The sequence below is a fragment of the Phycisphaeraceae bacterium genome, from assembly GCA_019636555.1.
GTDB lineage: Bacteria > Planctomycetota > Phycisphaerae > Phycisphaerales > UBA1924 > JAFEBO01.
Map to the genome: position 1 here is coordinate 523009 of JAHBXH010000001.1, position 23954 is coordinate 546962.

The following is a 23954-nucleotide window of genomic DNA, read 5'->3' on the forward strand; positions in this document are numbered from 1 at the left end:
TCGCGTTTTACCCGTTCACACTCATCACAACCTTGATCCCCTCCCCGGAGATCATGGTCTTGAACGCCTTCTCGAACTCTTCGAGCGGGAATTCGTGCGTGATGATGTCATCGAGTTCCAGCTTGCCGCTCAACAGCAGCTCTTCCATCTGATACCACGTCTCGAACATCCGGCGCCCGTTGATTCCGAGAACCGTCGCGCCTTTGAACACCACGTGCTGCGTGATGTTGAACGTGGGGGGCTTCGCCGGAATGCCGAGCAGCGCCGCCGTTCCGCCGTTCCGCAGCGCGCTGAACCCCTGGTCGTATGCCGCGGGCGAACCCGACATCTCGAGCAGCACATCCACGCCCTCATTGCGGCACGCCTTCTTGACGTCGCTGATCCACGAACTGTTCCGCGGGTCGTACACCTCAAGCGCGCCGAGCTTCTTCGCCAGTTCCCGCCGCTGCGGGTTGATATCGGTCGCGAAGATGCGCCCCGCGCCCGCCGCCCGCGCCACGGTGACGGCCATCAAGCCGATGATTCCCGTGCCGGTGATCAAAACGCTCTTCGCGCTCACGCCCGCCGCCATCACCGTGTGTACCGCGTTGCCCAGCGGATCCAAGACCGCCGCAACCTTGTCCGGGATTTTCGGGTGCACGGGCCACACGTTCTCTTCCGGCACGATCACGTAATCCGCAAACACGCCGTCGCGATCGATTCCCAGGATGCGCGTGTCGCTGGCGATGTGCGCGCTGCCCGTGCGGCTGTTGTAGTCGACGCCCGCCGTGATGTGCCCCTCAGCGCTCACGCGCAGGCCCGGCTTGTAGCGCGTTACCGCCGAACCGACCGATTCGATGACTCCGACGAATTCGTGTCCCGTGACGATCCCGACCGGGATGCGCCCCGCCGCCCAGTCGTCCCACTCCCAGATGTGGCGGTCCGTGCCGCAGATGCCCACCTTCGAAACCCGGATCAAGACGTCCCGCGGCCCGGGCACCGGCTTCTCGCGCGCAGGATCAAATTTGAGCCCCTCTCCTGCGTGGTGCTTGTAGAGCGCCCGCATGGTTTTCTTGGAAGGATCAAAAGTGCGACTATTGGGGGGCGTGAGCGTGGCGGTGGCCATCAACGGACTCCTGAAACGTTTCTCGAACCGGCGTTGAACAAGTGTAGAGGCCGAAAAAATAGCCGCAATCACCCTCTGCCGCGGCATGTGAACCGTTCGCCTTCGCAAGGCGCTCAAGCCGATCTAGAGTCTCCCGTTGTCCCGAGCGATCATCACAACTTCCGGACGTTCCGCGCACGGTGGGGCCCGCAGGCCCGCCGCGCGATCATTCCTCTACATGGCCGCCAAGCCCGGGGGCGGGCGCGCGATCGGTGTCCGTCAGGCCCGCGATGAACGACACCTCGCCGGTGAACTCCGCAAAGAAAAAATGGCGCTGCTGCGCTCCGTCAAACTCCCCGTCTCGGTCCGGGAGAGCACGAGCGACGTCAAATTGAAAGACCAGGCCGAACTCAACACGCAGCTCGCCCAGTTGCTCTCCCGCGGTTCGCCTTTGGTCGAGGCGCTCGAAGTCACCGGCGCCTCCGTTTCCAGAACGATGAAACCCCGTGCGCTTCGCATGCGCGACTTGGTCGCGGGCGGTGCCAGTTTCGCCGATGCGTGCGAACAAGTCGGCGGCTTCGATCGCGTGACGGTGGCCCTTTACCGTGCCGCGGAGCGCACCGGCGATCTCGCCGGCGCCGCCAAGCAGCTCGCCATCGCCGCGCGGCGCCAACTGCAGGTGCAGGGCAAGGCCGCGACGCTGATGATCTATCCGGCGATCCTGCTGACCATCACTTTCCTCGTCGCCACCTTCTTGCTGACGAGCATCCTGCCCAAGATTGGCGAGGCGATGGCCTCCGCCGGCGCGTCACTTCCCTGGTTCACGCGCGTGCTGCTCGCGATCGGAAATTTCCTCAAGGACAATCTCTTCATCATCCTGATCGTCGGCGCACTCGCCATTGGCGGGACCGTGGTGTTCCGAAAAATCGTCGGGGTGGTCGTGATGGGCGTCATGCGCCAAGCGCCAGCCATCCGGCAGGTCGTTCTGGCCCAGGAATCCGCACGCTTCTTCAGCGTGATGGCCGCGCTCACCCGCTGCGGCGTTCCGCTGGCGGATGCGCTCGGCATCGCCAGCGGCGCGATCACGCACCCCCAGATGCGCGAGCAGCTCGAAAAACTCCGCGCCCGTCTCATCGAGGGCGGCGTGCTCCGCAACCTCATCGACGAAGTGACGAGTCTGCCCATCACCACGCGCCGGCTCATGATCGCCGCCGAGCGCGCGGGTGATCTTCAGAGCGCCTTCGATACCCTCGCGACCGACATGACCGAAGAAGTCGAAACCCGCTCGGCGCGGCTGATCGCGATGATGGAGCCCGCGGTCATCGTCTTCCTCTTCCTCGTGGTCGGCTCGGTCATCCTGGGCGTCATGCTGCCCCTGCTGAATCTCAGCAGCGGCCTCAGTCTGGGCGGGTGAGCCTCCGATTTGGCCGATAAGATACCGGTTGGAACCCTCATATCTGCGGGTTCGCCGCAGATCGAGGCCGGATTGCAACAACCGGCGCGAACTCAGGCACTCTTCGGCGCGCTAAAGAATTCATCCATGGCACACCTTAAAGCAACCAAGAAAAAAGCCCTTCTCACCGCCGCAGCACGGGGCTTTTCGCTCCTCGAGCTCACGCTCGTGCTCGTCATCCTCGGCGTGCTCATGGCTGTCGCGGCGGTCAATGTCTTGGCAAAGGGTGAATCCGCAAAGAGAACCGCTACGCGAGCGTCTCTCTCCGTGATCAAGAACGGGCTCTCGGAATATCACCTGACCTACAGCGCTTATCCGCTCGATCTTCAGACGCTCGTCACCGTCAAGATTCTCGACGCCGGAAAACTCGCGGACGGGTGGCAGCGTCCTTTCTACTACGACCCCACCCCGCAAAGCCCCGATCAGCCGTTCATTCTTTACAGCAAGGGATCCGATGGTCTCGCGCCCTCGCAAGATGACATCAGCGCCTGGGAAAACCTGACTCCGAACGCAAACCCCTGATCGCGCTCCGCCGGGGAGTGGGGGGTTGCGCGAGTGGAAAGAAGTACTCGTGAAGTCCGCCCGCGGCATCACATTTCTCGAAGTCGTGTTGGCCGTGGCCCTTCTGGGTCTGACGACCATGAGCGTCGTGCTCGCGGTCAACTACATCGGCGCCGCGTCGATGCGCAACGCGCACCGCATGAACGAAGCCGAGATCGCCAACCGCCTCCTGCTCCAGTATTTCGATGACCCGGCGTCCTTGCCGAGCGACACGCAGCCGATCCAGTACGGAAAAGAAGGGGAATTCCGATACCGCTGGACGCTCGGCGAAGAGCCGGTGACGGTCGAACTTCCGACACCCGTGACCCCGAGCGCCGAGGACGATCGGCGCGAGCAGCAGCTCGCATCGCTCGGACGCTCGACCACCGATCGCTTCAATCGCTTCCGCGTTGTGCGCGTGCGTGTGTGGCTCGGCGAAGAAACCGGGGGCAGCTTCTATCCCGACCCGGGCGTGCCACAGATCACGCTCGCGCGTTTGTACGACCCGGCGGACATCCCGAATTGGAATCCGGACAAGCTCCGCCGCCAGATCGATAGCGGGGGAGGCCTCAAGGGCGTGCTCGATCAGATGACCGGCGCCCGCAACGCGGGCCTGCGACCTTCGATCAGTCAGCAGGATTCGTCAAGGCGCCTCGAATCCTCTTCAGGAAAGAGCACGAACAACAAATGAATCATCGCGCGCAAAAAATGCGATCAGCGTTCACACTGCTCGAGGTGACTCTCGCCACCGCGATGGGCGCGATGGTGATCGTGGTCTGTCTCGCGCTGCTCCGTTCGATGGAACGGCTCGAGCGCCCGCTCGCGATCCGCCAGCAGGAACTCGCCGATCTCCACCGCGCACGCACCGTCATCCAGCGCGCGATGTCGAGCCTCGTGATGTCCGATACGTCGCCGCCCGTCAATGTCAACGCGCGCCGCTCGATCGCGACTCCGACCGATGACAGCGGGAACAAGTCGGCGTTCGATGCGACCGCCGAAGCGACCGCGACCAAGCAGCAGCAGCAGTCGCGACCGCCCGCGCGGCTGCTCCTCGAGCCGGACGAAAGCGAAGAACTGAAGACGATGCTCAGGCAGGTCGGCGTGCCCGTCGATGCCGCTTCGTCGATCCAGCGGATGGAGGTCGTGGTCGACACGCCGCCGATCGCTCCGACCTTCCGCGCCGAATTGGGCGATGTGATCGCCGCGGCCTACGCGCAGAACAAAGCCGGGACCGGAAATGCGGGGTCCACGAACGGAACGTCATCGACGCAGACCGGGCTTTCGAACAGCGCCGCGCTGTCGAACGCGCGAAGCAGCACCGTCAGCAGCGCTTCGCCCACCTCGCTCGGCGCCACATCGAACACCGCGCTGCGCAACACGTTGAGCAACGCGGCGCAGAGCGCGGCCGCGAGCGGCACCCGCCGCACGCTCTCGCTCAACGGTTCATCTTCGAGCAGTGCTGCAAAGTCGAGTTCGCTGCGCGGCGCGTTCGAGATCCGGCCGATGCTGACCGACGCGAACCTCGAAGCGCGCAAAGAAGGCAAGCCGATCCTCTACGAACTCTGGTGGAATCCGCTCCCTGCCGCCAAGGACACCAGCAAATCCAGTGTCCTGAGCAGCACCTCGAGCGAAGCGGCAACACAGCCCGCCGACGACCCGCGAACCGTTCAAGCCTGGGGCGAACCGGTGCTGCTCGCCGACAACCTCGTGAAGTGTCACTGGCAGTTCTTCTCCACCGGCGAGAAGCGCAGCGAGCACAATGCGGTTTGGGATCGTGAGCTTCCCGCGTACGTCGAATTCGAGATTCAAACCAGGACCGGGCTCTACGAGAACTGGATGTTCGAAGTCGGCTGGACCAAGGGACCGGAACTCGCGGCGATGGAAGACATCGCGGGCGGCAGCGCTGCCGGGGGCGCCGGCGGTCCCGGGCCGCAAGGTGCCGATGGAGTCAATCAGGGTGCCGGTCCCAACGGACCCGGAACCGGTCCGCCCCGGCGGGGCGGACCGCGCGGTCCGCACAATGCGCAGCAGCCTCCGAATCCGCCCGGTAGCGGCCCGAGGTACGACACGATTCAGAACGGAAACCCGAAATGAATCGCCGCCGCAAGAAAACCGCGGTTTCCAAGGCCTTCGCGCTGCCGGTGGTGCTCATGGTGAGCCTGGCGCTCGCAACCCTGATCACCGTTTTGCTCGATCGGTTCGGCGCGCAGTCGCGGTCAGTGGCGGGCATCGTCCGTTCGTATGAGAGTTACCACGCGGGCCGCGGGATCCACCAGCTCTTCGAGGCCTGGCTTCGCAATTCGACGTCGTCGCGCCTGAATGGAAGATTGGGTGTTGGCGGGTTAGCCCTGACCGCTCATCTCTCGGAGGGGCTGACGCCCTATGCCAACAGCGCCGAAACCGTGAAGCTGTATCTGGCGGATGGGCAGGGCTCGATTCTCTCCGAACCGAGCGGGCTTCCGGTTGAGGATATTGCGCTGGCGCAGGCGATCATCAATGCCGCTCGGCAGATCGATGCCGGTGCGGGCGGGGGGGACGCGAGCGAAGGGACGATCGCCCGGCGCGGCCTGGGTCCCTTGGCTGTAAGTCTGAGGTCCGCCTCCGTCCGGACCCTGCGTGCGGCGGTTTCCGGCGCGACGGGGGGCGAAAAGGTGGACGAGATCGTTGCGGAACTCGTGAAGGCGCGCGAGGACCTCAATGTCGCCGGCACGGCGGTCTCGGAAATCGCCAACAAGGCCGGCCTGAGCGGCGATGCACGGGCCAATCTGCTGAAAGTCATCACCGTCGAACCCTCCATGTGGGAGATCACGGCGGAAGTGCTGTCCGATCGGCTGATCGGCGGGGGGCTTTTGATGCGCTACAGGGGAACCGCGTTGGTCGGGTCGAGCAACGGCACCGCGACGTCGACCCGAAGCGTCATCCGGCAATGGATCCGGGAAGATGTGCGTTAGGCACCCGGAACTTGGCCGGGGATATTCGTAGAATGTGGTCGCTGCCGATCGGCGGAGCTGATTCGGAAAGGGGCTCGGTTGTTCAAGGACGTGACTCGAGAGCGGGCAAAGAGCGTGACGCGCGCAGGACAATTGGGCGCGGTGGCGCTCGCGTCGCTCGCCGGGGTCGTGCTGGCGGTGGGTCTGCCGGGAACCGGAATCCCGAAATTCGAGCGCCCCGAACCGATCGAACCCTCGCGCGCGATTGACGCGCTTCCTACGGCCGAACCGCCGTTGATCGTGCAGAAGCGAGCTTCCGTGATCGCGGCCAATCTGGCGCAGCTCGGAAACGCTCCCAAGCCTCCGCCTCCACCATCGGACACGTCCGGCGATATAACAGATACCCACGACACGCAGACTCCGCCGACGGCGCCCGCGGCGGAAACATCGATCACCTTCCTCGGATTGCTCGGTTCTTCCGCGCGGCCGATGGCCCTTGTCTCGATTGATTCTCACCAGCAGGTGCTCGCCGTGGGAGATGTGGTTCACAAGTCTTCCGGCGAGACGATCAAGCTGGTGGGCGTGAACAAAGACGGCATCGAGATCGAGACGAAGGGCGCGAAGAAGAAAATCGAGATCGCGCCGCGCACCGGCTCCGCGTATACAACGCTGCAGGGTGCGTCGCCAGCGTCGGGCGCCACGCCCGGGATCGTTCCGGGTGTTCAGCCGCCCCAGCCGCTCATGAACCAGGGGCGTCCGCGCCGCGACTTTGAGATGCGAGCGCCCGGCGCGCGCCGCGGGAATCAGCGATTCGACGAAGCCGGCGGTGTGCGCGAATGAGCGGCAGGGTCTGCTATGTCGCCCGCGCCGATCGCGGCAGCCGCATCGAATCGCTCCGCCTTGTCGGCGCACGCACCGACGAAGCATGGGCCGTGCCGCTCGCGCCGGCGCAGAACTCCGACGCCGGCGACGGAGAATTGTTCGACGAGCGGGGAATCGTCGCTGCGGCGGACTGGGTGAAGTCAAGAACTCTGGGCGGCAAAGCGCGGAGCGGATCGCTCTCGCTTCTTTGTCTCGATGCCGAGGGGTTTTCCGCCGGTTGGATCACGAGCCCGAGCACCGAGCGGAGAGTGGTAGCGTCGGTTGCGTCGGCGGGAATCGCGAGCGAAGAAGCGGGTTCGGCGGTCGGACCCGGCTTGGGCTTTTACTTTCCGTCGGATACCGAATCGGGTGTTCAGCCGCTCGCGGTCGCGACGGAGCCGGAAACCAAAGTCGCGGGCGTGAAGGTCGACGCGGATGCTGTGGCGCCGACCGCCGCGCTCCGCGTGCCGGTGCTGGTCGGCGCCGATGCGCCGGTCCGGTTGCTTCTCGACCTGCTCGATCAGCGCAGCATTCTGGTCGAGTCGGTCACGACGATCTGGCACGCGATGGCGCGGGTGTGGGGAGAGGCGCCGAGCGATCGCGCGAATGTTGTTACGGAAGATTCCGGCGTTGCCGCGATCATTCTGATCGATCAGCGCGGCCGGTTGCTCTGGTGCTGGACGGCCAAAGGCGAGTTGCTCGCGGGCGGCTCGATGCGTTTGGCCACGCCGGATGCCGTCGGGAGGGCGCCGTCGCCGACCGCCGCGGACGCGGCGCGATTGACGAACGACTGGATCGCGTGGGGTTCGCAGCTCGGGGTCGTGCCGCGGCGGGTGGCGTGCATCGCGGCGGACGACCCGGTCGGCGTGGGTGAAGACTCGGCGTCGTTTCGCGCGGGACAATTCGGGGCGAAACTCGCGGGAACCTGGGGCGGCGCGGGGGTGGATCTGGTTCTCGACCAGGACCCGATCGGCGCGACACTCGCGCGACTCGCTTCGGCGACGGCGGATGCGCGCCCGGACGAGGCGGCGATCGCCGGGCTCGACGGTCTCTCTCATCGCCCCGGCAAGTTGCACAAGCGGATGCACGTCTGGGTTGCGCTGGGGATTCTCGGCGGCGCGCTGCTGAGCGCCGGGGCCGCTTGGAAGCTCCGTGCGAGCGTGGGCCTGCTCACCGAGGCTGCGCAGAGCGAAGACTCGCGCTGGCGCGAGCTCATTCAGACGAGCTACCCCAACATCATGAAACTTCCGAACGTCGAACCGGAAGACGAATTGAACAAGATCCTGCGGCGTGAAGAGCAGGAGCGCGAGCGGAACAAGATCGAGCCGATGCGGCCGATCATCCAGGAACTCGAGACGCTCTCGCTGGCGCTCGCCGACCCGGAAGTCGATCTCGAGAGCATCGACATCTCGGCGGGCGCCAATGCCTCGGTGATCATCAACGTTCTGACGCCGGACATCAAGCAGGCCGAGAACGTGTACAAGGCGATCACCGCGATCAGCGGCAGCAACATCGAGTCGTGGCAGCAGCCGAGTTTCTCAAACGCGGGCACGAAGATCAAGGGCGTGTTTACCGGGAAGTGGCGCAACCCGAAAGCCGGCGCGCCGGCGCCGAGCGTGCAGGCTCCGAGGCCGGCGCCCCCCTCCAACCCGACCTCAACCCCAGCGCGAGCCGCTTCGCCAACGGTCTCGAATCCCGCGCCCGTGACAGATTCTGGAACGGCCAGGCCGCGGCAAACTCCGACGCAGCCTCCGGGCCCGGCGGGGGTGGAGACATCGTCTCCAATTCCGCCTCTCACGAATCCGGGTCAGGGTCTCACGCAGGGCGCGCCATCACCGGATCAGCCTGCGGATACTCCAGGGCAATCTGAGACAAGCGTTGCGCGTCCGCGCGTGCCGCCGGCAACTCCTCCGGGGGGTGGACGATGACGCCCGCCGACACCGGACTGACTCTGCCGGGAACTCCGGAGCAGCCCGCGCCGCGCACGTCGGTCGCTGTTTCTGATTTGCTCGCACAAGCGGGGGACCTCGCCGGGCGTGCGGAGCGTGCGAACCGTCCGACGTCGCTCGTGTATCTCGCGGGCACGATTCTGGCGATCGCGTTGTGTGTGCTCGCGTACTTTGCGTACGCGCGCATGGCCGCGGCGAGTGCTCTGCAAACCTCGGCGCAGCGGGCGAACCGGATCGAGAAGCTCGTGGCGCGGCTCAAGGAATTCGATCGGGTGAACGAAGAGCGGCGAGAGGATCTGCGGCCGCTGCCGACGATGCAGACGCAGATCGCGGACGCGGCAACGGCGGCGCAGCTGACCACCAAGCTCGCGCCGGCGCAGGCAAGGCAGGTCAAAGGCCCCGGCGATCTGACCCGCCGGACCTGGCGGTACAACGACCTGCACGAGGAATCGCTCGAAAGAGTTTTCGATTGGATTTCGCGGACTTTGCGGGACATTCCGGGACTGGAGCTGACGGGGCTGAATATCAGGCCGGAAACCACGACGTGGCGCGTGGATGTTGTTTTTGGCCGCTGGGAGCGAACCGGGTCGTGAGCGGCGCGCTCTACCAACCAACAATCGGTGCACCGGAGAAGCAGTTGACGCAGAACCAGCTCATTCACTCTTTCGCGGGGCTCGCGCTCGGTGTCTCGCTCCTTCTCGGCGCAGCCGGTTGCCAGACTCAGCAGAAGGAAGTTGTCACGGTGCCCGCGCCTCCCTCGTTCGACACGGCCAAGGCGGTGCAGCTCGCCGAGCAGGCGCTCAAGGCGCAGCGGGACGGCGATCTCGAAAAGGCGATCGCGCTGTACAAACAGTCGATCCAGGCGAACCCGGAGCTTTCGGGCGTGTGGACGAATTTCGGCGTTGCGATGATGGCGAAGCAGAATTTCCCTGCCGCGGCGGAGGCGTTCAAGCACGCGCTCGACCTTTCACCGACGGATTCGCGTCCGCTTGTGAATCTGGGCGTGGCGTATCTGGAGCGGGGCTGGGCGGATCAGGCGTACACGTATTTCAGCCAGGCGCTCGATCGCGACCCGAACAACATCGATGCGCTGCGCGGCGCGATCATGGCGGCGCAGCGCTGCGGGCGCGACGATGAACGCACGCTCGACTACATCAAGCGCCTGCAATTGATCGAGACCGACCCGAAATGGAAACTGGAACTCGGGTATCGGCGGATTCGGCTCGAGAATGCGCTCAAGGATCGGAACAAGGGAACCGCGTTTCCATCCGCCGGGCAGCAGCGTCCGCGCGACCCGGCGAGCGTGACGCCGTCGATCCAGCCGCTGCAGCCTCAGAATGAGCCTGTGCAGCCGGTTATGCCGAGCGGGTCGTGAGAAGACGGAAGTCGTTGAATGCGAAGCGCACGCGGTTGATTTCAAACCCCCTCCGGCATCGCTGCGCGATGCCACCTCCCCCTTTCGGAAAGGGGGAGGACAAAGAAGAGCGAGCGATTCGACTTGTGTCTTGGAGAGAACGCGGAGGTGCGGAGCGGGCGGAGTTGCGCAGGGGGGAAGAAAGAAGCGGAGAGACAAAGAGATAAAGAGATCGAGAGATTGAAACAAGAAGAGACGAAAAGCGGAGTGAAGGCAGTCAATTCGTAGGGCGCGAAGAATTCACAGAGTGAGGCAGAAAAAGAGTTGGTGGGGCGGAGCAGGGCCCAATCACCGGTGGCATCCTGCGCGATGAACGCACCCTTGGCCTCCCGCTTGCGCGGGAGGTTCTTTGTGCAGGTAGGGCGAGTTTCGTTTGACGGCGTTCTTCAGCCCGCCATGCGCTGCGGATCGGCTGCCGCGGCGGCCTTCTTGGCGTGTCGCTTGCCGACGCCGAGAGAGATCAGGTGCACGCCCTCGGCGACCGAGCGCGGATCGATCATGCGCCAGGGGTCGATGATGGTGTCGCCGGGCTGGAACTTGAAGTTCTTGTACTCTTTCCAGTTGGTGGAGATGAAGTAGAGCGCGGGGCCGGCGGGGAGTTCGGCGTCGGGGCGGATGGCCGGGTCGTGCAGGATCGGGAAGATGCCGCGCTGGCGGAGAATGTTGGCGAGCAGGATCGCGGGTGAACCCTGCGTCTGATTCGTGTTGGGCTTGAAAGCCATGCCGAGGAGGACGACCGGGCGGCCTGCGCGGTGTTCCATCACCTGATCGGCGAGCCACGCGGTCTGCTGATCGCGTCCGTGATTGATGACGTCGAAGATGTTGAACTTGACCTCGACCTCACGGGCCGTGAAAGACATCGCCATCTGGTCGCGCCCGTGGCAGGGGCCTCCGTCGGCCATGCCGCCGTCCATGTACTTGGGGCTGACGAGGCGATCGGTCGCGAGCTTGAGCGTGGCGTTGACGACGTCGCAGTCGGCGTCGGGGAGGCGGTGGCAGACTTCCATCACCGTGTTGGCGAAGAGGACCTTCAGTCCGAGGTAGGTGTTGTAACAAAGCTTGACGCACTCGGCCTCGGTCCAGGTCATGGGGCGGATGGGGGAGTTGTGGAGCGTGCCGTAGAGCTCGCGCGCGACCTGTTCGCCCTTGCCCCCGTCTGCCGGCGTGGTCGCGTTGATGGCCATGTCCTTGCGGGGGGGCGGGCAGCCGAGCAGCACGAACTCCGGATTGAGGAAATCTCGCACGACGGTCGATTGCCCGATGAAGAACGGGTTGTAGACCATCGTCCAGCCGTCGCCGATCTTCGACCCCGCGCCGCGCTCTGTGGCGGGCCCGAGGATGTTGTTCATCGTGCCGGGTGTGACGGTCGAGATGACGAGGATCGTGCGGTAACGTCCGTCGGCCTTGTTCGCCTTGATGGCGCGACCGACCTCTTCGAGCGAGGATTCGATGATCGAGTTGTCAAAGTCCCGCGGCACGCCGTCGTACGGGAGCGACCCGTCGTGGCTCGGGGCGTGCGGGGTTGGCACCGCGACGTAGATCGCGTCGGCAGCGCGGACGGCGTCGTTGACGGTCGCGCAGTAGTGCATCAGGTGCTTGCACGAGGCGTACTGCTCGTCGAGCCCGGGCTCGAAGGGCGTGACCTCGCCCCGCTTGTAGCTTTCCATCAGTTCGCGGTTGGTGTCGTAGCAGAAGACCTCGTGGCCCTTCATGGCGAGGGCGACGGCACAGGGGAAGGACGTGCTGCTCATGCCGACGAACGCAATTTTCATGGGCAGACTCTCTCGCCACAGGGTTGCCGCGTGTGCCGGGAGTGAACGTGTGAAGCCGGCTGGCCGAGTATCGGCGTTCCGGCGCTTTGAGGTGAACTGAATGAACAGTCAGGCCGCCGCGGGGAGCTGATCCCTGAGATGGTCGACCGTGAAGAGCCGGACATGTCCGAACGATCTCAAGCGGGCGAGGATGGCGCCACGATCATCGGGAGTCACAAGCACAAGATCCAGGGGAGTCAGATTGATCGGCGCGATCGCACGCTCGTGCCGGAAGGCGGGGTTGTCGTCGCAAACATGGAACGCGATGCCCGCGAGTTCGAGAGCCCGGGCCGCTTCCCTTCCGTTGCGCCCGAAGCCGTAAATGACCAGTCGGGCGCGATCCGGATGGATCTGTGATGCGCGAACTGCCAGGGTGTCCCAGGACGGCGCAAGGGCGTGCGCGGTCAGATTCGTCGCGATGCTCTGTCCAAGAGGAGAAAGCCGATCACCCAGCGACGGGCCGGAGGGTGCCGAGCCGGTGGCCGCGGCTTCGCGCCGAGCGAGCGATCGGGCGGCTCCCTCGAGCACCGATCTGTCCGAATCGCGGAGTTCGCCGAGCCAAGACAGCATGGTGCGGGTGTTCTCGGCCTGCCCGGCGAAGAGCGCGCGCATCAGTTGGCGCAGGGTCCAGCGCCGGCGTGCCGCATCTTGTTCCGGACGCGGAACCCATCTGCCGATCTGATCGCAGCCGTCTTTCCAGATCTCGATGACTTTCGAAGAGCGAGAATCCTGCGTGAGGCGATAGAGCAGGAGCGGGCGCTCGATCGGCCGCGCCCACTTGGCTCCGAGCGCGGTGAAGCGCAGAAGCATCTCCCAATCTTCGATGTGGTTGTCGGCGGGGAATGCCTCGCCGTACGTCCGGACTAAGTGATGCAACGCGTCGGTGCGGAAGACCGTGGCGCCGGGAGCGAGCGGGTTGGTCTCTCTAAGGCGAGCGATCGTGAGTTCTTCGGCGGCGGGATACCACGCGAGCGACGACGGCCTCAGAAGGTGGTCGGCATCGCGGTAAGCAGTCGCGATCGCGTCGCAATTACCGATCGAGTCGAGCACGGAGCGGGCGAAATCGGGTTCGAAGGCGTCGTCCGCATCGAGAAAACCGACGAAGTCGCCCTCAACCATGGAGAGGCCACGGTTGCGGGCGGCGGCGACGCCCCGGTTCTGCGTGCGGATCACGCGCATGCGGGGATCGCGCACGCGGGCGACGCGCTCGAACGTGCCGTCGGTGCTGCCGTCGTCAACCACGACGAGCTCGAGCCCCTCGTGCGATTGAGCGAGGACGCTCGCGACGGCTTGCTCGATCGTTCGTTCGGCGTTGTACGCCGGGATGACGATGGACAATGGCGTGGTCATGCGGCTGCTCTATCCGGATCTTTCTGAAGCGAACGAGTGATGAGCGAGAGGATTTTCGCCGCGGCGTTCAGATAGGTGTGGTTGGCTTCGATCCGCCTGCGGGCGATCGCGATCTGTCGCTCGCGCGTCGATCGGTGCGATACGAGATCGCTCAATCTGCTTTCGAGCGAGGCTTGATCGTGAAAGAAAAGCGCGGCTTGACGGCCCGTCATATCGAAGGCCGACGAATGCTGAGTATCCGGCCCGAAGACCGCCCAAGGCTCGACCAGCGCGCCCTTTCGCGCGCCGTCCGATGCGAGCGGCGAAGCGTGTTCTATACAGCCGAGTTGCTGCAATACGCTCGCGAGATCCATGAGCGCGGGCGCGTCGGTCCAAGGCAGGCAGGTCACCGGTAAGGTGCTCTCATTGAAAGGGAAGGAGGCTCCATCGCCGCACGCCCTGCGGTAAGCGCGGCGGACGATCATGGCAAGCTCGCCCCAGTGCAAGCGGCACAGAGGAATGCCGCCGGAGAGCACGCATTCGGACAAGCGCTGGTGGCCGAGCATGTGATAGGTCGCCTGCAGATGACACGCCGAACATTGGTAGCTGAGGCGCAGTTCGCCTTCGTGCGCGAGCGGGCCCTTCGCAAACTCGCCGAAAGCCGGATGCTCGCTCCACCCGTTTCCGTATATGTGAAATCGCCATCCGTTCTTTTGCGCGACCTGGCTCGCCCACATCAGCGTTTCATGGCGCATGATTCGGTCGGCGAGAGGATTGGCGTACGTTGCCGCGAGCAGGTCGACTGTGCGGTCGTCGGGCTCGCCGCGAAGGCTTTGGCGCAGTGAATCCTGCACGGTAGAACGCAGATCGGGGAAAGGCAGCGTGGAAAGCGGCAGTTGGACGTGTCGGTACACAGCCTCGCGGAGCGGCTCCATCGCGGCGAGGAGCTTGTTGTCCACGCTCGGGTTTGCGCGCAACTCCGAAACGATGCGCGTGTGCTGGGCTTCGGGCGTCTCACTCTGGTGGCTGACGTAGGCGATTTCGCATTCGAAGCGGGCGCGTTCTTCGCTCGTCGCCGGCGCCGCGTGGAACTTCCGCTCGCTCGCTGGAACAGGCAAGAGCATGCTGGACGCGCGCGGATAGCCGTAGCAGTCGTGCAGCTCATCGACGATGTGGCCGACAGTGAAATCGAACGCGCCGAGCGAGCGGCCCAGCCTCGCATCGAAGAGGTGGGGCATCTGGTCCTGGATCCAGCAGACCCAAGGCAGATTGCGCGGCAGGAAATCGCCGAGCGCTGCGCGCGGGAAGTTGATGCAGAGAATGAGGTCGGGCTCGAAATCACGTACGGCGCGGAGGTACGCGCCCGCGGAGAAACACGATGAGCCGTCGGGCTCGATGAGTACGCGTGCTTCATGCCCGTGCGCCTCGAACGCGCCCGCAATATCGCGGCTGGAATGTTGAATAAAAGTGGAGTATCTGGTCGTGGGGATGAGGATGCGCAGCGGGCGCTCTCGGAGGCGTGCATTCCACCAGCGAAGATCGCGTTCCGCGTAGAGGGCGCGTACAGATTGCTCCAGCCGCGGCACTTCCGCCTGCTGCTCGGTGAGAACATCGGAAACGCTTGCGGCGACGCGATGGAAGATGGCGGCGGGGGTTGCGGCATCGTGCGCGACTGTGCCGCTGATGCGGAGATCGATGCGCGTGCGCTGGTACGCGGCGAACAAATCCACAGCGCTGGGGCCGACGAACGCGCGCACGTGGTCGTCCTGCAATTGATCGGAGCAATCGGACATGGAGAGCGCGGCGAGAAACGCGTGCGTATCGGGCTCGACGATACAGATCGGCGCTCGGTAGCCAAGCCTTTCGCGCGGGCGGGCTCCACTCGCGGACTTGAAGAGCCAGGGTGTGCGGCAGCCCGCGACAAAGAGCGCTGCCTGAGGCTGTTCGCGCCAGGATGCCCGGTGCTCCGTGAGCGAGCGAGCAGCGAGCGATTTCGAATCAGCGAAATTGGCCCAGTGCTCGCCATCAAAGGTGATGACATTGCCGTCGGACGCACCGAATGCGCGGAGAGGCCGGCGCGGCGCGGAAACACCGAAACCGATCAGTCGATCACCGAGTGCTCGCAAATTGGACTCGAGCCAGCGAGAGGATTGCGTCAGTTCATCGTTTTGGAGTGAACCGACGGCGGCGCTGAGCGCGAGCACCTGCGGTGTGCGTCGAATTTCCTCCGAGAGGCCGTTCAGCTGTTCGAGCGCGCAGGTGCGTAGGCCGAGTTTGGCGAGATGGCTCGCAGCGAGGAGAGAAAGGCCGGGCTGCTCGGGTTGCTCGCTGAGTGCGGGCAGCGCGAGCGAAAGAAACTTCCAACTGTCCGTGCCGCGTCCGAGCGACAGGAGTGCCGCTGAGTTTGCGGTCGGGGTTGGACCGATCGGTGATGCCATGATCGACGCGGACCGAGCTTTCATATCGGCCGGTGTTCGGGAAGGGCTGCAAGGTCGGGGCTTCGGGTGCGTGCGCGCCAAAAACGAAAAACCCCGCCGTTGCGGGCGGGGCTCTTCATTCAAGTGGAGGCGACGAGACTCGAACTCGTGACCTCTTCCATGCCATGGAAGCGCTCTACCAAAACTGAGCTACGCCCCCTTGATGGGGAACACCTCGGGTTGAGGGGTTCCTAGTCGTTTTTCGGCCGCGGGGCCGGGTTTCTTCGGTTGTGCCCGCGGGAACCGGCTCGATAGGCGATTCCGGCGGGGCCAAGATGGTAGTTCGAGCCCTTGGCGAATCAAGAAGGGAGTGATTCGGGCCGGAATGAGGCGGTTTTTGAGGAAAGAGCCTGATCGGCGGCTGCCAGGACGCTTTCGAGGCTGATGCGGTCGATGGAGCAGCGATCCGGGTGGTCGTCGGCGACTTCGGACTCGGGGAGCGACGGGTCAGCAGTCAGAATGGTTTCACCGGCGGGGGCGACGATGGTGGTCCAGCGTGGGTCGGTGGGGCCGAAGAGCGAAACAAGCGGGACACTAAACGCTGCCGCGATGTGGCGGGGGCCGGTGTCGTTCGTGACCATCAGGGCCGAGCCTTGAATGAGCGCCTTGAGCGAACCGATTATGATCCCGAGGTGGGGCAGACAGACACAGGGGACGCCGGACCTGCCGGCGATTTCGTCCACGAGGTCTGCTTCGCCGGGCGAGCCGTTGAGGAAGATCGCCAGCCCTCGGCTCTCGTGCAGGTGCTTGGCGAGGGCGGCAAACCGATCGATGGGCCAGCGTTTGGCGGCGTTGTTGCCACCGGGGTTCAGGATGACGCGCGGGGTATCGGGAGATATGTCGGCGCGATCGAAGATTTCACGGGCTCTCGCGGCGTCGGCCGCGGTTACGCAAAGTGAAAGTTTGTTTTCAGATTGCGAAAGTGCAGCATCGGGAACTCCGAGCGTGCGAGCGGCAAGAGACTGGTAGTAAGTGACTGCAGAAACAGGACTTCGGCGTCCATCAGAGCGGGTTGGTGGCGTGAGCCGATCGGTGAGCAGGAGGCCGCGAGCGTCGCGGTCGTAGCCGATGCGGCGGGGGATGCCGGCGATTCGAACGATGAGTGCGGTCGAGAAGGAGTTGGTAAGCAGTACCGCGGCGTCGTAGCGGCGGGGGCGGATCTTTGCCGCGACGAATTTGGGGCCCATGACGCCGGAAGAACGGGCCACGTGAACCTCGTCAAAGCAAGGAAGCCCGGCCAGTACCTCATCCATGCCGGGGCGGAGAAGGCCGCCGATGAAGCAGCCGGGAAGGTTGCTTCGGAGGCGACGGAGCGCGGGCGTCGCCATGACGCAGTCACCCAGCCATGAGGGGCAAACGACGAGGAGGCGGTGGGGCTTTGGCTGCTCGGAGCCCGGCATTGCGGGACTGTAGCGAAGGGAGTGGGGCCCCTAGTCGAATTGGAATTCGGTTCCGGGCGCGGGGGTGCCCCAGAGTGGACCATCGCGGTACTTGTCTTCGTACCACTTGTTGGTGATGCGCCTGAGTTCGGCGACGAACCCGACCCCCACGATGCGTTCGGCCTCGAGCGTGATCGTAATGGAAGCGGGGGAGAGTTCGAGCGCGAGGAGCTCGACCCCTTCGCGCTCGGCGATGGCGCGGGCGGTCGATTCGACGGTGCGGCGGGTGGTGTGGTCGTCGAGGGGGGTGCCGTGGAGGGCGCTCAATCGGACGGTCGCGGGCATGTCAGAAAGGTACACCCCGATTCGCGGGTGAACGGCGGAATGGTCGATTCCAAAGAAAGAGTCATGGCACCCGGCAAGACAACCACGGAGATTCCGCGCGCCCGCGGGCGGGTGTGGTGGGCTGCGCTGTTTCTGGGCGTGGGGATTGCGGCGGCGCTTTTGCTGCGGGCGCAGCAGGAGAACGTGATCGCTTCGGCGGCGCGGGTGAGCGAGGGGGAGGAGCGAGCGGTTGAGGTGCGGGTTGCGCGGCACTTGCGCGCGAGCGAACTGGTGACGAGCAGGATCGAGACGACTGTGCGCGCGCAGAACACGGATGACAACTGGTTCGGGAGTGTGGTCGCGACGGTCGAGGCGCCCGCGCGGCTGAGTTACGGAGTCGATCTTTCGAAACTGGAATCGTCGCGCGTCGTGTTCAGCCCGATCTGCAGTGTGTACTCGGTGCGGGTGCCGGTGCCCAAGCGGATTGCCACGGAAGTGTTCACCGGGCAGGAAAAGACGAGTGTTGATCTGATCGGGCTGCGGTTTCGCGCGCTCGCGGGAGAAGAACAACTCGGGATCGCGCGGACGAGGCTGCATGAATCGGCGCTCAGGATGCGCGTGACGGGCGCGGAACTGGAGCGCGTGCGCGAGAACGCGCGAGCGGAAGTTGAGGACCTGGTGAAGAAGATCGTCGGGGAGAGCGCATCGGTTCGGGTCTCGTTTGAAGATGAGAACGAGTGGAGAACTTCGATGGCGGTGGGGAAGTAGGGGAGGGAAGAAGAGACGAAGAGACGGGGGAAAGAGCAGCAGAGCAGCAGAATTCGCCATGCGGTTTGTTCGGGCAATTCCATTTCTTTGGTCACGCCGGTGGAATATCACGCGGCTTGTGATCGCGCTCACGCTTCTGGTGATTCTCGCGGCGGATACGCCGGCGCGGCTGGCGCGTCTCACACTTGCGGCGCTTCCGGACATGGACTATGCGTCGGAGATCGCGACGCTGCGCGAGCAGGGCCGGTTCGCCGAAGCGATTGTCATTGCAGATGCGGGGCTCGCGTGGACCGACGGGCCGGGGAACGGACCGAAGCGCCAGGAAATCGAGCGGCAGCGCCAGATGACGGTGGATGAGCAGGCGAGCTGGCTGCGGCGTGCGAAAGACGTTGGTTGGGGCGCGCTGAGTGGACGTGGCGAGAGTCTGGAACAACTCATCGGCGCGATCGCGGCGGACATGTTTGTTGTGGGTGATATCCGTGATCTTGTGATCCAGGGCGGAACGTGGGCAAGCGGTGGTGAGCCGGACAAATTGATCGTGGCGCTCTCCGGAGTTGGGATCGTGCTCACCGTCGCGCCGGAAATCGACTGGGCGCCGGCGCTGTTGAAGGTGGCGCGCAAGGCGGGCGCGGTGACGGAGGGGTTGAAAGACTTCATCGTGCGCGGCGTGAAGATGCGGCGGACCGAGGCGCTGGCGGGCGCGTTCGGCGATGTGACAAAGCTCGCCACAAGAGCCTCACCCGCCGGTGCGATCCGGATTCTCAAGTTTGCGGACAACGAGAAAGACCTCGCGAAGCTCGCGGCGTTCGCGGAGCGCAACGGGGCGAAGGGCGGCGCGGCGCTGTTGATCACGGGAAAAGAGGGCGCCGCGATGGTGCGGGCCGAATCCGCTGTGGCGAGCGCGGTGCGCGTGACGGATGATGTGGTGCTTGCCGCGGCAAGGAAGGGACCGGCGGGCGCGAAGTTCCTCGCGAGCCCGGCGGCGCGGGTGCTGACGCGGCCGCATTGGATCCTGGGATTTGGGAAGGGCGTGTGGAAAGGGAACGTGCCGAACGCGATCGCGCAGGCGGCACGGGCGATGGACCCGTATGGATGGTGGCTGCTGCCGCTGGTCGGTGTGTGGACGCTCTGCGAGTGCGGGTTGTTTGTGGGGGCGGGGCGAAGGGCGCTGAACAGGCGGCGCGCGGAGACCGCGGGCCCGGTTGGGGCGCCGGCCGCGATTGGATAGGTCCAATAGGCCCTATGGGACCCATAGGACCTATGCCAGAGCGCCCGTTTGCGCAACGGTGCCTGCGGCCTTTTCGTGCTCCGATCTCAAAAGCAAATCGACTTGTTCGAGCGTGAGGGCGTGCGCATCGGCCAGGGTCTTGATCCGATTGGTGAGTTCCTTGCACTGAGCATCGGTGAGCGCAAGGCCGAGCTGATCGGCGCGGCTGCGGACCGCGTTCCAGCCGGTGAGCCGGTGCGCGATGTGCACGTAGCGCGTGAGCCCGAAGTCTTCGGGGCGGAGCGCCTCGTAGGTGGAGGGGTCGTTCAGCACCGCCTTGGCGTGGATGCCAGCCTTGTGCGTGAACGCGCAGAAGCCGGTGATGTAGTTGTTGAAAGGGACCTCGATGTCCACCATCGAGGCGACGGTCTGATCGATCTCGCGGAGGAGCGGCAGGTTGTACTTGCGGACGGATTGCGGATCGACGACGGCGAGGCGGGCGATCAGGCCGCCGAGCGAGGTGATGCCGTTGCGCTCGCCGATCCCCAGGACGGTGGTGTCGATGTGGGTGGCGCCGGCTTCGAGCGCGCAGAACGCGTTGGCGATGGCGCAGCCCGAATCGTTGTGCCCATGAAACTCGATGTCGGCCCGGACGCGCTTGCGGAGTTCGGCGACCAACTCGTAAATCTGGCGGGGGGAGCCCACGCCGACGGTATCGGCGACGCCGACGCGATCGACTCCGAGCGCATCGACCGCTTCGTAGACTCGGAAGAGGTCTTCGGGGCTGGAGCGCAGGCTGTCTTCGGTACTGAAGCGGACTTCCACGCCCGACTCGCGCAGGAACGGGATCACCTCGCTCGCGATGCCGATGATCTCATCGATCGAGCGGCCGTGGCTGAACTTGCGGAGCTGCGACGAGGTTCCGATGACGACATCGACACCGTCGACGCCGGTCTCGACGGCGACGCGGGCATCATCGAGGTGGCAGCGCGTGTGGGTCAGGATCTTGGCGTGAAGGTCGAGCCCAGCGATGGTCGCGCAGTCGTCGCGGCTCTGCGGCGAGGCCATCGGATTGGTGAGTTCGAGATACTCGGCACCGAATTCATCGAGCAGCGTCGCGAGTTGGACTTTCTGCTCGGTGGTAAAGAATGCGTTGACGAACTGCTCGCCCTCGCGGAGAGTTGAATCGATGATGGAGAACGGCTTGATCTGAGTTTGAACGTTGGTGGGCATGGGAGAGTCTCGAAAGGGGCAAAGGGGCAAAGGGGCAAAGGGGCAAAGGGGCAAAGGGGCAAAGGGGCAAAGGGGCAAAGGAGCAAAGGGGCAAAGGGGCAAAGGAGCAAAGGGGCAAAGGGGCAAAGGAGCAAAGGGGAAATGGTGAAGTGGGGAAGGATGAATGCGTGGTTAGCGAGCGGCGGCGACGATCGCCGACGCCATTTGTTTTGTCGTGGCTGTGCCACCAAGGTCGGGGGTTTTGACTTGGGCGTCCGCGAGCACGCGGCGAACCGCCGACTGCAGTCGCTGGGCGAGCGCGTGCTCGCCGAGCCATTCGAGCATCATGCATGCGGAGAGCACAGCAGCGCACGGGTTCGCCACGCCCTTACCCGCAATGTCAGGGGCCGAGCCGTGGACCGGTTCGAAAACGGCGTAGGTTTCACCGATGTTGGCGCTGGGCGCGAGGCCGGGGCCGCCGCTGAGCCCTGCGGTAAGGTCGGAGAGAATGTCGCCGAAGAGATTCTCGGCAACGATGACATCGAATTCGGCGGGCCGGCGGACGAGATCCATGCACGCGGTGTCGATGTGGGCTTCACGGAACTCGATCTCGGGGAAGCGGGCCGCGATCGAGCGGGCGACTTCGACCATCAGACCGCCGGTGGCGCGCAGGACATTGGCCTTTTCGACGAGCGTGACGCGCTTGCGTCCGAGCGAACGCGCGAGTTCAAATGCTCGAGAGACGATGCGTTCGCATCCGGCTCGGGTGGTGACGCGGACCGAGAGGGCGAGATCGGCGGGGCTTGTCTCGCGCAGATGCGGGAGCTTGCGGGCGCCATCGAGCGCGCCCACGAGCGACTGCGGCGTCGGATGGATTTCGAGGCCGGCGTACAGCCCTTCGGTGTTTTCGCGCACGACGATCACATCGAGCGGTCGTTCGGTCGGTGCGAACGTGCGTGCGGGCCGGATGTTGGCGAAGAGGTTGAATTGCCGGCGCAATTGAACGATCGGCGAGGCGTACTTGAGATTCTGCGAGCGCAGCCGTGGGGCGAGTTCGAGCGCGGCGTCGGACGCGGGCTTGGAAGTGATCGCGCCGAATATCGCGCAGTTGGTCGAGCGGAGCACATCGAGTGTGCGCTCGGGGAGCGGGTTGCCCTCTTCACACCAGAATTTCCAGCCGATGTCGGCGGGGATGTAATCAGCACGGAAACCGATCGAATCGAGAACGGTGCGCGTCGCATCGAGCACTTCGGGGCCGATGCCGTCTCCGCCGAGCCATGCGATCTGATACGTCGTCACAGTGCAACCTCCACGTGGGTAACCGATTGCGCGCGTGTCTCGCGGAGCTGCGGCTCGATGCCGCCGGAGACGATGAGCCGCTGAGCAACCGGCCCGAGCGGCGCGAAGGCGAACGTGCGACCGCCGACTTCGATCGTGCTTCGTGCAAAATCGATATTGAGTTGCGGACCGGGTGAGACCGGCGCGGCGCCGGGACGAATCAGGAATTCCGCGAGCGCGGGCGATTCGAGGATGAGCAGGCCGTTGTTGAGCGCGTTGCGCTCGTACGTCGCGGAGATGCTTGCGGCGATGACAGCGCGGATTCCGAACATCTGCAGCGCCGTCGCGGCCTGCTCGCGCGAGGAGCCGGTGCCGAAATTGTGATCGGCGACGAGAATGTCGCCGGGGCGGGCGATCATCTGGAAGCGGTGATCGAAGTTCTCGAAGGCGACCGCCGCCATCTGCTGGCGAGAGAGGTCGTTGCGATACGTCCACCTCCCGGCGTAGATCGCGTCGGTGCTGATGTCGCTCGCAGCAAGCACGACCGCGCGTCCGGCGATACGGGGCTCGAAGGCGTCGATGAGATCGGTCTCGCGCTGGGCGGAACTGCGGCTGAGTATTCGAACTTGCGTGCTTGGAACAATCGCGGCGGGCGACCCGGTGGGAGCGGTAATAAAGCCCTCGCGCGCGGAGGCTGCCACCGCTCCGGGCGAGGCGAGATACACCTGAGCGTCGCGATGGCCCATGCGGCCCCGGTAATTCCGGTTGGTGGCGCTGATCGCGACATCGCCTGCTTGTGCGATGCCTTGTCCGAGTCCGATGCAGGGTCCGCAGCCGCTGGGGAGCGCGATCGCGCCGGCATCGAGCAGTGTCTGCCAAGTGCCATCCGCTTCGGCGCGGCGTTGCTCGCTGGCGGATGCCGCGGCGACATAGAGCTCGACGTGCGGCGCGACGCGGTTGCCTCGAAGTTCTGCCGCGGCCTGCGCGAGGTCTTCGTATCGCGCGTTGACGCAGCTCAGGATGTAGGCCTTGTTGATGCGGATACGTCGGTCCTGCAGCGCTCGCGCGGAAGAGACAACCTTGACGTCGTTGGGTCCGGTGATGAGCGAGGGGATTTGCGCGAGATCGAGATCGATCTCGACGGCGTAGAAAGCACCGGGCTCGGCTTGCGGGCAGTCGGCAAGGCTCATGGCTTGGCCGCGTGCCTGCAGGTAGGCAATCGTCGTCGCGTCGACGGGGAAGACACCCGCGAGCGCACCCCATTCGGTCGTCATGTTGGCGATGGCCATTCGATCGGGCATCGAGAGTGCCGCGATCCCTTCACCCGCGAATTCAACGGCGTGGTTGAGAACCTGGTCGCGGTTGATGATGCCGCAGAGCGCGAGAATGACATCCTTTCCGGTGACCCCGGGTGCGAGACGATTGCAGAGCGTGACGCGCGCGACCGGCGGCACGCGCCACCAGGTGGACCCGGTCGCCCAGATCGCGGCGGCATCGGTTCTCACGATGGGCGTGCCGAGACAGCCGACCGCGCCGTACATGTTGGCGTGCGAATCACTCGCGACGACGAGCGAGCCGGGGATCGCGTAGCCCCGCTCGATCATGATCTGATGGCCGATGCCTGTTCCGGCCGGGTAGAACGCGAGATTGTGCTCGCGAGCGAAAGCCTCAATCCTGGCGTAGGAACCGAGATTCTCCGGCGTTGTGTTCTGAATGTCGTGGTCGAGCGCGATGACGGGCTGGGCGCGGTCGTGGATTTGGCCGATGCCGAGCGAGCGGAACTTGCTCAGGACCGAAGCGGTGTTGTCGTGCGTCATGACGTGACGCGGCCGGATCTGGATGTAGTCGCCGCTGCGCGCCGTCTGTGTGCCGACGGCGTGAGACGAGGCGATGTGTTCGATGAGGGTGAGAGGCATGGAAAAAGAGTCCTGAGTCCTG

The 23954-nt window shown here is 64.8% G+C and carries 20 protein-coding genes and 1 tRNA gene; 11 read left to right on the plus strand and 10 right to left on the minus strand.

From position 1 onward, the window contains the following. Positions 1-7: 7 nt before the first annotated feature. Positions 8-1105, minus strand: a complete 1098-nt coding sequence (gene tdh / locus KF691_02150; protein MBX3388238.1) for an L-threonine 3-dehydrogenase — start codon at positions 1103-1105, stop codon at positions 8-10. Positions 1106-1322: 217 nt separating this feature from the next. On the opposite strand from tdh, the gene KF691_02155 reads away from it, so the two are divergent. From KF691_02155 to KF691_02195, 9 genes are all read left to right on the plus strand, one after another. Beyond that, positions 1323-2498 (plus strand): type II secretion system F family protein, encoded by a 1176-nt coding sequence (locus KF691_02155; GenBank protein ID MBX3388239.1) that lies wholly within the window; start codon positions 1323-1325, stop codon positions 2496-2498. Between the two features lie 126 nt (positions 2499-2624). Continuing rightward, on the plus strand, positions 2625-3059 hold the full coding sequence (locus KF691_02160; GenBank protein MBX3388240.1) for a type II secretion system protein GspG: 435 nt from the start codon (positions 2625-2627) through the stop codon (positions 3057-3059). 49 nt (positions 3060-3108) lie between these two features. Continuing rightward, a complete protein-coding gene (locus KF691_02165) occupies positions 3109-3768 on the plus strand; it encodes a hypothetical protein (protein MBX3388241.1) in 660 nt (219 codons plus the stop codon). After that, on the plus strand, positions 3765-5171 hold the full coding sequence (locus KF691_02170) for a hypothetical protein (GenBank protein ID MBX3388242.1): 1407 nt from the start codon (positions 3765-3767) through the stop codon (positions 5169-5171). The genes KF691_02165 and KF691_02170 overlap by 4 nt, the downstream gene beginning before the upstream one ends. Continuing rightward, entirely contained in the window at positions 5168-6028 is an 861-nt protein-coding gene (locus KF691_02175) for a hypothetical protein (protein MBX3388243.1), read from the plus strand. Before KF691_02170 ends, KF691_02175 begins: the two co-directional genes overlap by 4 nt. A 78-nt stretch (positions 6029-6106) precedes the next feature. Continuing rightward, the gene (locus KF691_02180) at positions 6107-6847 is read left to right on the plus strand and encodes a hypothetical protein (GenBank protein MBX3388244.1); all 741 of its coding nucleotides are present in this window, start codon (positions 6107-6109) and stop codon (positions 6845-6847) included. Next, positions 6844-8796 (plus strand): hypothetical protein, encoded by a 1953-nt coding sequence (locus KF691_02185; protein MBX3388245.1) that lies wholly within the window; start codon positions 6844-6846, stop codon positions 8794-8796. Before KF691_02180 ends, KF691_02185 begins: the two co-directional genes overlap by 4 nt. After that, complete coding sequence (locus tag KF691_02190) at positions 8793-9410, plus strand: hypothetical protein (protein MBX3388246.1); 618 nt, start codon at positions 8793-8795, stop codon at positions 9408-9410. Before KF691_02185 ends, KF691_02190 begins: the two co-directional genes overlap by 4 nt. Beyond that, entirely contained in the window at positions 9407-10192 is a 786-nt protein-coding gene (locus KF691_02195) for a tetratricopeptide repeat protein (GenBank protein MBX3388247.1), read from the plus strand. The genes KF691_02190 and KF691_02195 overlap by 4 nt, the downstream gene beginning before the upstream one ends. A gap of 425 nt (positions 10193-10617) precedes the next feature. Here the strand turns inward: KF691_02195 and KF691_02200 are convergent, their stop codons facing one another. The 6 genes from KF691_02200 to KF691_02225 all read right to left on the minus strand — a co-directional run bounded on the left by KF691_02200 (position 10618) and on the right by KF691_02225 (position 17572). Then, the gene (locus tag KF691_02200; GenBank protein MBX3388248.1) at positions 10618-12003 is read right to left on the minus strand and encodes a hypothetical protein; all 1386 of its coding nucleotides are present in this window, start codon (positions 12001-12003) and stop codon (positions 10618-10620) included. Positions 12004-12111: 108 nt separating this feature from the next. Continuing rightward, positions 12112-13392, minus strand: coding sequence for a glycosyltransferase (locus tag KF691_02205; GenBank protein ID MBX3388249.1), 1281 nt, complete (start codon positions 13390-13392; stop codon positions 12112-12114). After that, a complete protein-coding gene (locus KF691_02210; protein ID MBX3388250.1) occupies positions 13389-15809 on the minus strand; it encodes a glycosyltransferase family 1 protein in 2421 nt (806 codons plus the stop codon). Before KF691_02210 ends, KF691_02205 begins: the two co-directional genes overlap by 4 nt. A gap of 124 nt (positions 15810-15933) precedes the next feature. Further along, positions 15934-16008 (minus strand) — tRNA-Ala (locus KF691_02215). A 139-nt stretch (positions 16009-16147) separates the two neighbouring features. Next, on the minus strand, positions 16148-17248 hold the full coding sequence (gene waaF / locus KF691_02220; GenBank protein MBX3388251.1) for a lipopolysaccharide heptosyltransferase II: 1101 nt from the start codon (positions 17246-17248) through the stop codon (positions 16148-16150). Between the two features lie 30 nt (positions 17249-17278). Further along, positions 17279-17572, minus strand: coding sequence for a hypothetical protein (locus KF691_02225; protein ID MBX3388252.1), 294 nt, complete (start codon positions 17570-17572; stop codon positions 17279-17281). A 63-nt stretch (positions 17573-17635) separates the two neighbouring features. Between KF691_02225 and KF691_02230 the strand changes: the two genes are divergently transcribed. Together KF691_02230 and KF691_02235 are read left to right on the plus strand one after the other, a co-directional pair. Next, positions 17636-18319, plus strand: a complete 684-nt coding sequence (locus KF691_02230; GenBank protein ID MBX3388253.1) for a DUF4230 domain-containing protein — start codon at positions 17636-17638, stop codon at positions 18317-18319. Positions 18320-18377: 58 nt separating this feature from the next. Then, positions 18378-19547, plus strand: a complete 1170-nt coding sequence (locus tag KF691_02235) for a hypothetical protein (GenBank protein MBX3388254.1) — start codon at positions 18378-18380, stop codon at positions 19545-19547. Positions 19548-19577: 30 nt separating this feature from the next. Here KF691_02235 and lysS read toward each other — a convergent pair whose 3' ends face one another. The 3 genes from lysS to KF691_02250 form a co-directional block, all read right to left on the minus strand. After that, positions 19578-20759: a homocitrate synthase gene (gene lysS, locus KF691_02240; GenBank protein ID MBX3388255.1), complete on the minus strand. Its 1182-nt coding sequence runs from the start codon at positions 20757-20759 to the stop codon at positions 19578-19580. A 171-nt stretch (positions 20760-20930) separates the two neighbouring features. Continuing rightward, positions 20931-22037, minus strand: a complete 1107-nt coding sequence (locus KF691_02245; protein MBX3388256.1) for an isocitrate/isopropylmalate dehydrogenase family protein — start codon at positions 22035-22037, stop codon at positions 20931-20933. Beyond that, on the minus strand, positions 22034-23932 hold the full coding sequence (locus KF691_02250) for a hypothetical protein (protein ID MBX3388257.1): 1899 nt from the start codon (positions 23930-23932) through the stop codon (positions 22034-22036). The genes KF691_02245 and KF691_02250 overlap by 4 nt, the downstream gene beginning before the upstream one ends. Positions 23933-23954 lie beyond the last annotated feature (22 nt).

What these genes read in the sequence shown, in the direction of transcription:
- tdh (MBX3388238.1), bottom strand. Translation starts at nt 1,105, where the DNA reads ATGGCCACCGCCACGCTCACGCCCCCCAATAGTCGCACTTTTGATCCT.
- KF691_02155 (MBX3388239.1), top strand. Translation starts at nt 1,323, where the DNA reads ATGGCCGCCAAGCCCGGGGGCGGGCGCGCGATCGGTGTCCGTCAGGCC.
- KF691_02160 (MBX3388240.1), top strand. Translation starts at nt 2,625, where the DNA reads ATGGCACACCTTAAAGCAACCAAGAAAAAAGCCCTTCTCACCGCCGCA.
- KF691_02170 (MBX3388242.1), top strand. Translation starts at nt 3,765, where the DNA reads ATGAATCATCGCGCGCAAAAAATGCGATCAGCGTTCACACTGCTCGAG.
- KF691_02175 (MBX3388243.1), top strand. Translation starts at nt 5,168, where the DNA reads ATGAATCGCCGCCGCAAGAAAACCGCGGTTTCCAAGGCCTTCGCGCTG.
- KF691_02185 (MBX3388245.1), top strand. Translation starts at nt 6,844, where the DNA reads ATGAGCGGCAGGGTCTGCTATGTCGCCCGCGCCGATCGCGGCAGCCGC.
- KF691_02190 (MBX3388246.1), top strand. Translation starts at nt 8,793, where the DNA reads ATGACGCCCGCCGACACCGGACTGACTCTGCCGGGAACTCCGGAGCAG.
- KF691_02200 (MBX3388248.1), bottom strand. Translation starts at nt 12,003, where the DNA reads ATGAAAATTGCGTTCGTCGGCATGAGCAGCACGTCCTTCCCCTGTGCC.
- KF691_02205 (MBX3388249.1), bottom strand. Translation starts at nt 13,392, where the DNA reads ATGACCACGCCATTGTCCATCGTCATCCCGGCGTACAACGCCGAACGA.
- KF691_02210 (MBX3388250.1), bottom strand. Translation starts at nt 15,809, where the DNA reads ATGGCATCACCGATCGGTCCAACCCCGACCGCAAACTCAGCGGCACTC.
- waaF (MBX3388251.1), bottom strand. Translation starts at nt 17,248, where the DNA reads ATGCCGGGCTCCGAGCAGCCAAAGCCCCACCGCCTCCTCGTCGTTTGC.
- KF691_02225 (MBX3388252.1), bottom strand. Translation starts at nt 17,572, where the DNA reads ATGCCCGCGACCGTCCGATTGAGCGCCCTCCACGGCACCCCCCTCGAC.
- KF691_02230 (MBX3388253.1), top strand. Translation starts at nt 17,636, where the DNA reads ATGGCACCCGGCAAGACAACCACGGAGATTCCGCGCGCCCGCGGGCGG.
- KF691_02235 (MBX3388254.1), top strand. Translation starts at nt 18,378, where the DNA reads ATGCGGTTTGTTCGGGCAATTCCATTTCTTTGGTCACGCCGGTGGAAT.
- lysS (MBX3388255.1), bottom strand. Translation starts at nt 20,759, where the DNA reads ATGCCCACCAACGTTCAAACTCAGATCAAGCCGTTCTCCATCATCGAT.
- KF691_02250 (MBX3388257.1), bottom strand. Translation starts at nt 23,932, where the DNA reads ATGCCTCTCACCCTCATCGAACACATCGCCTCGTCTCACGCCGTCGGC.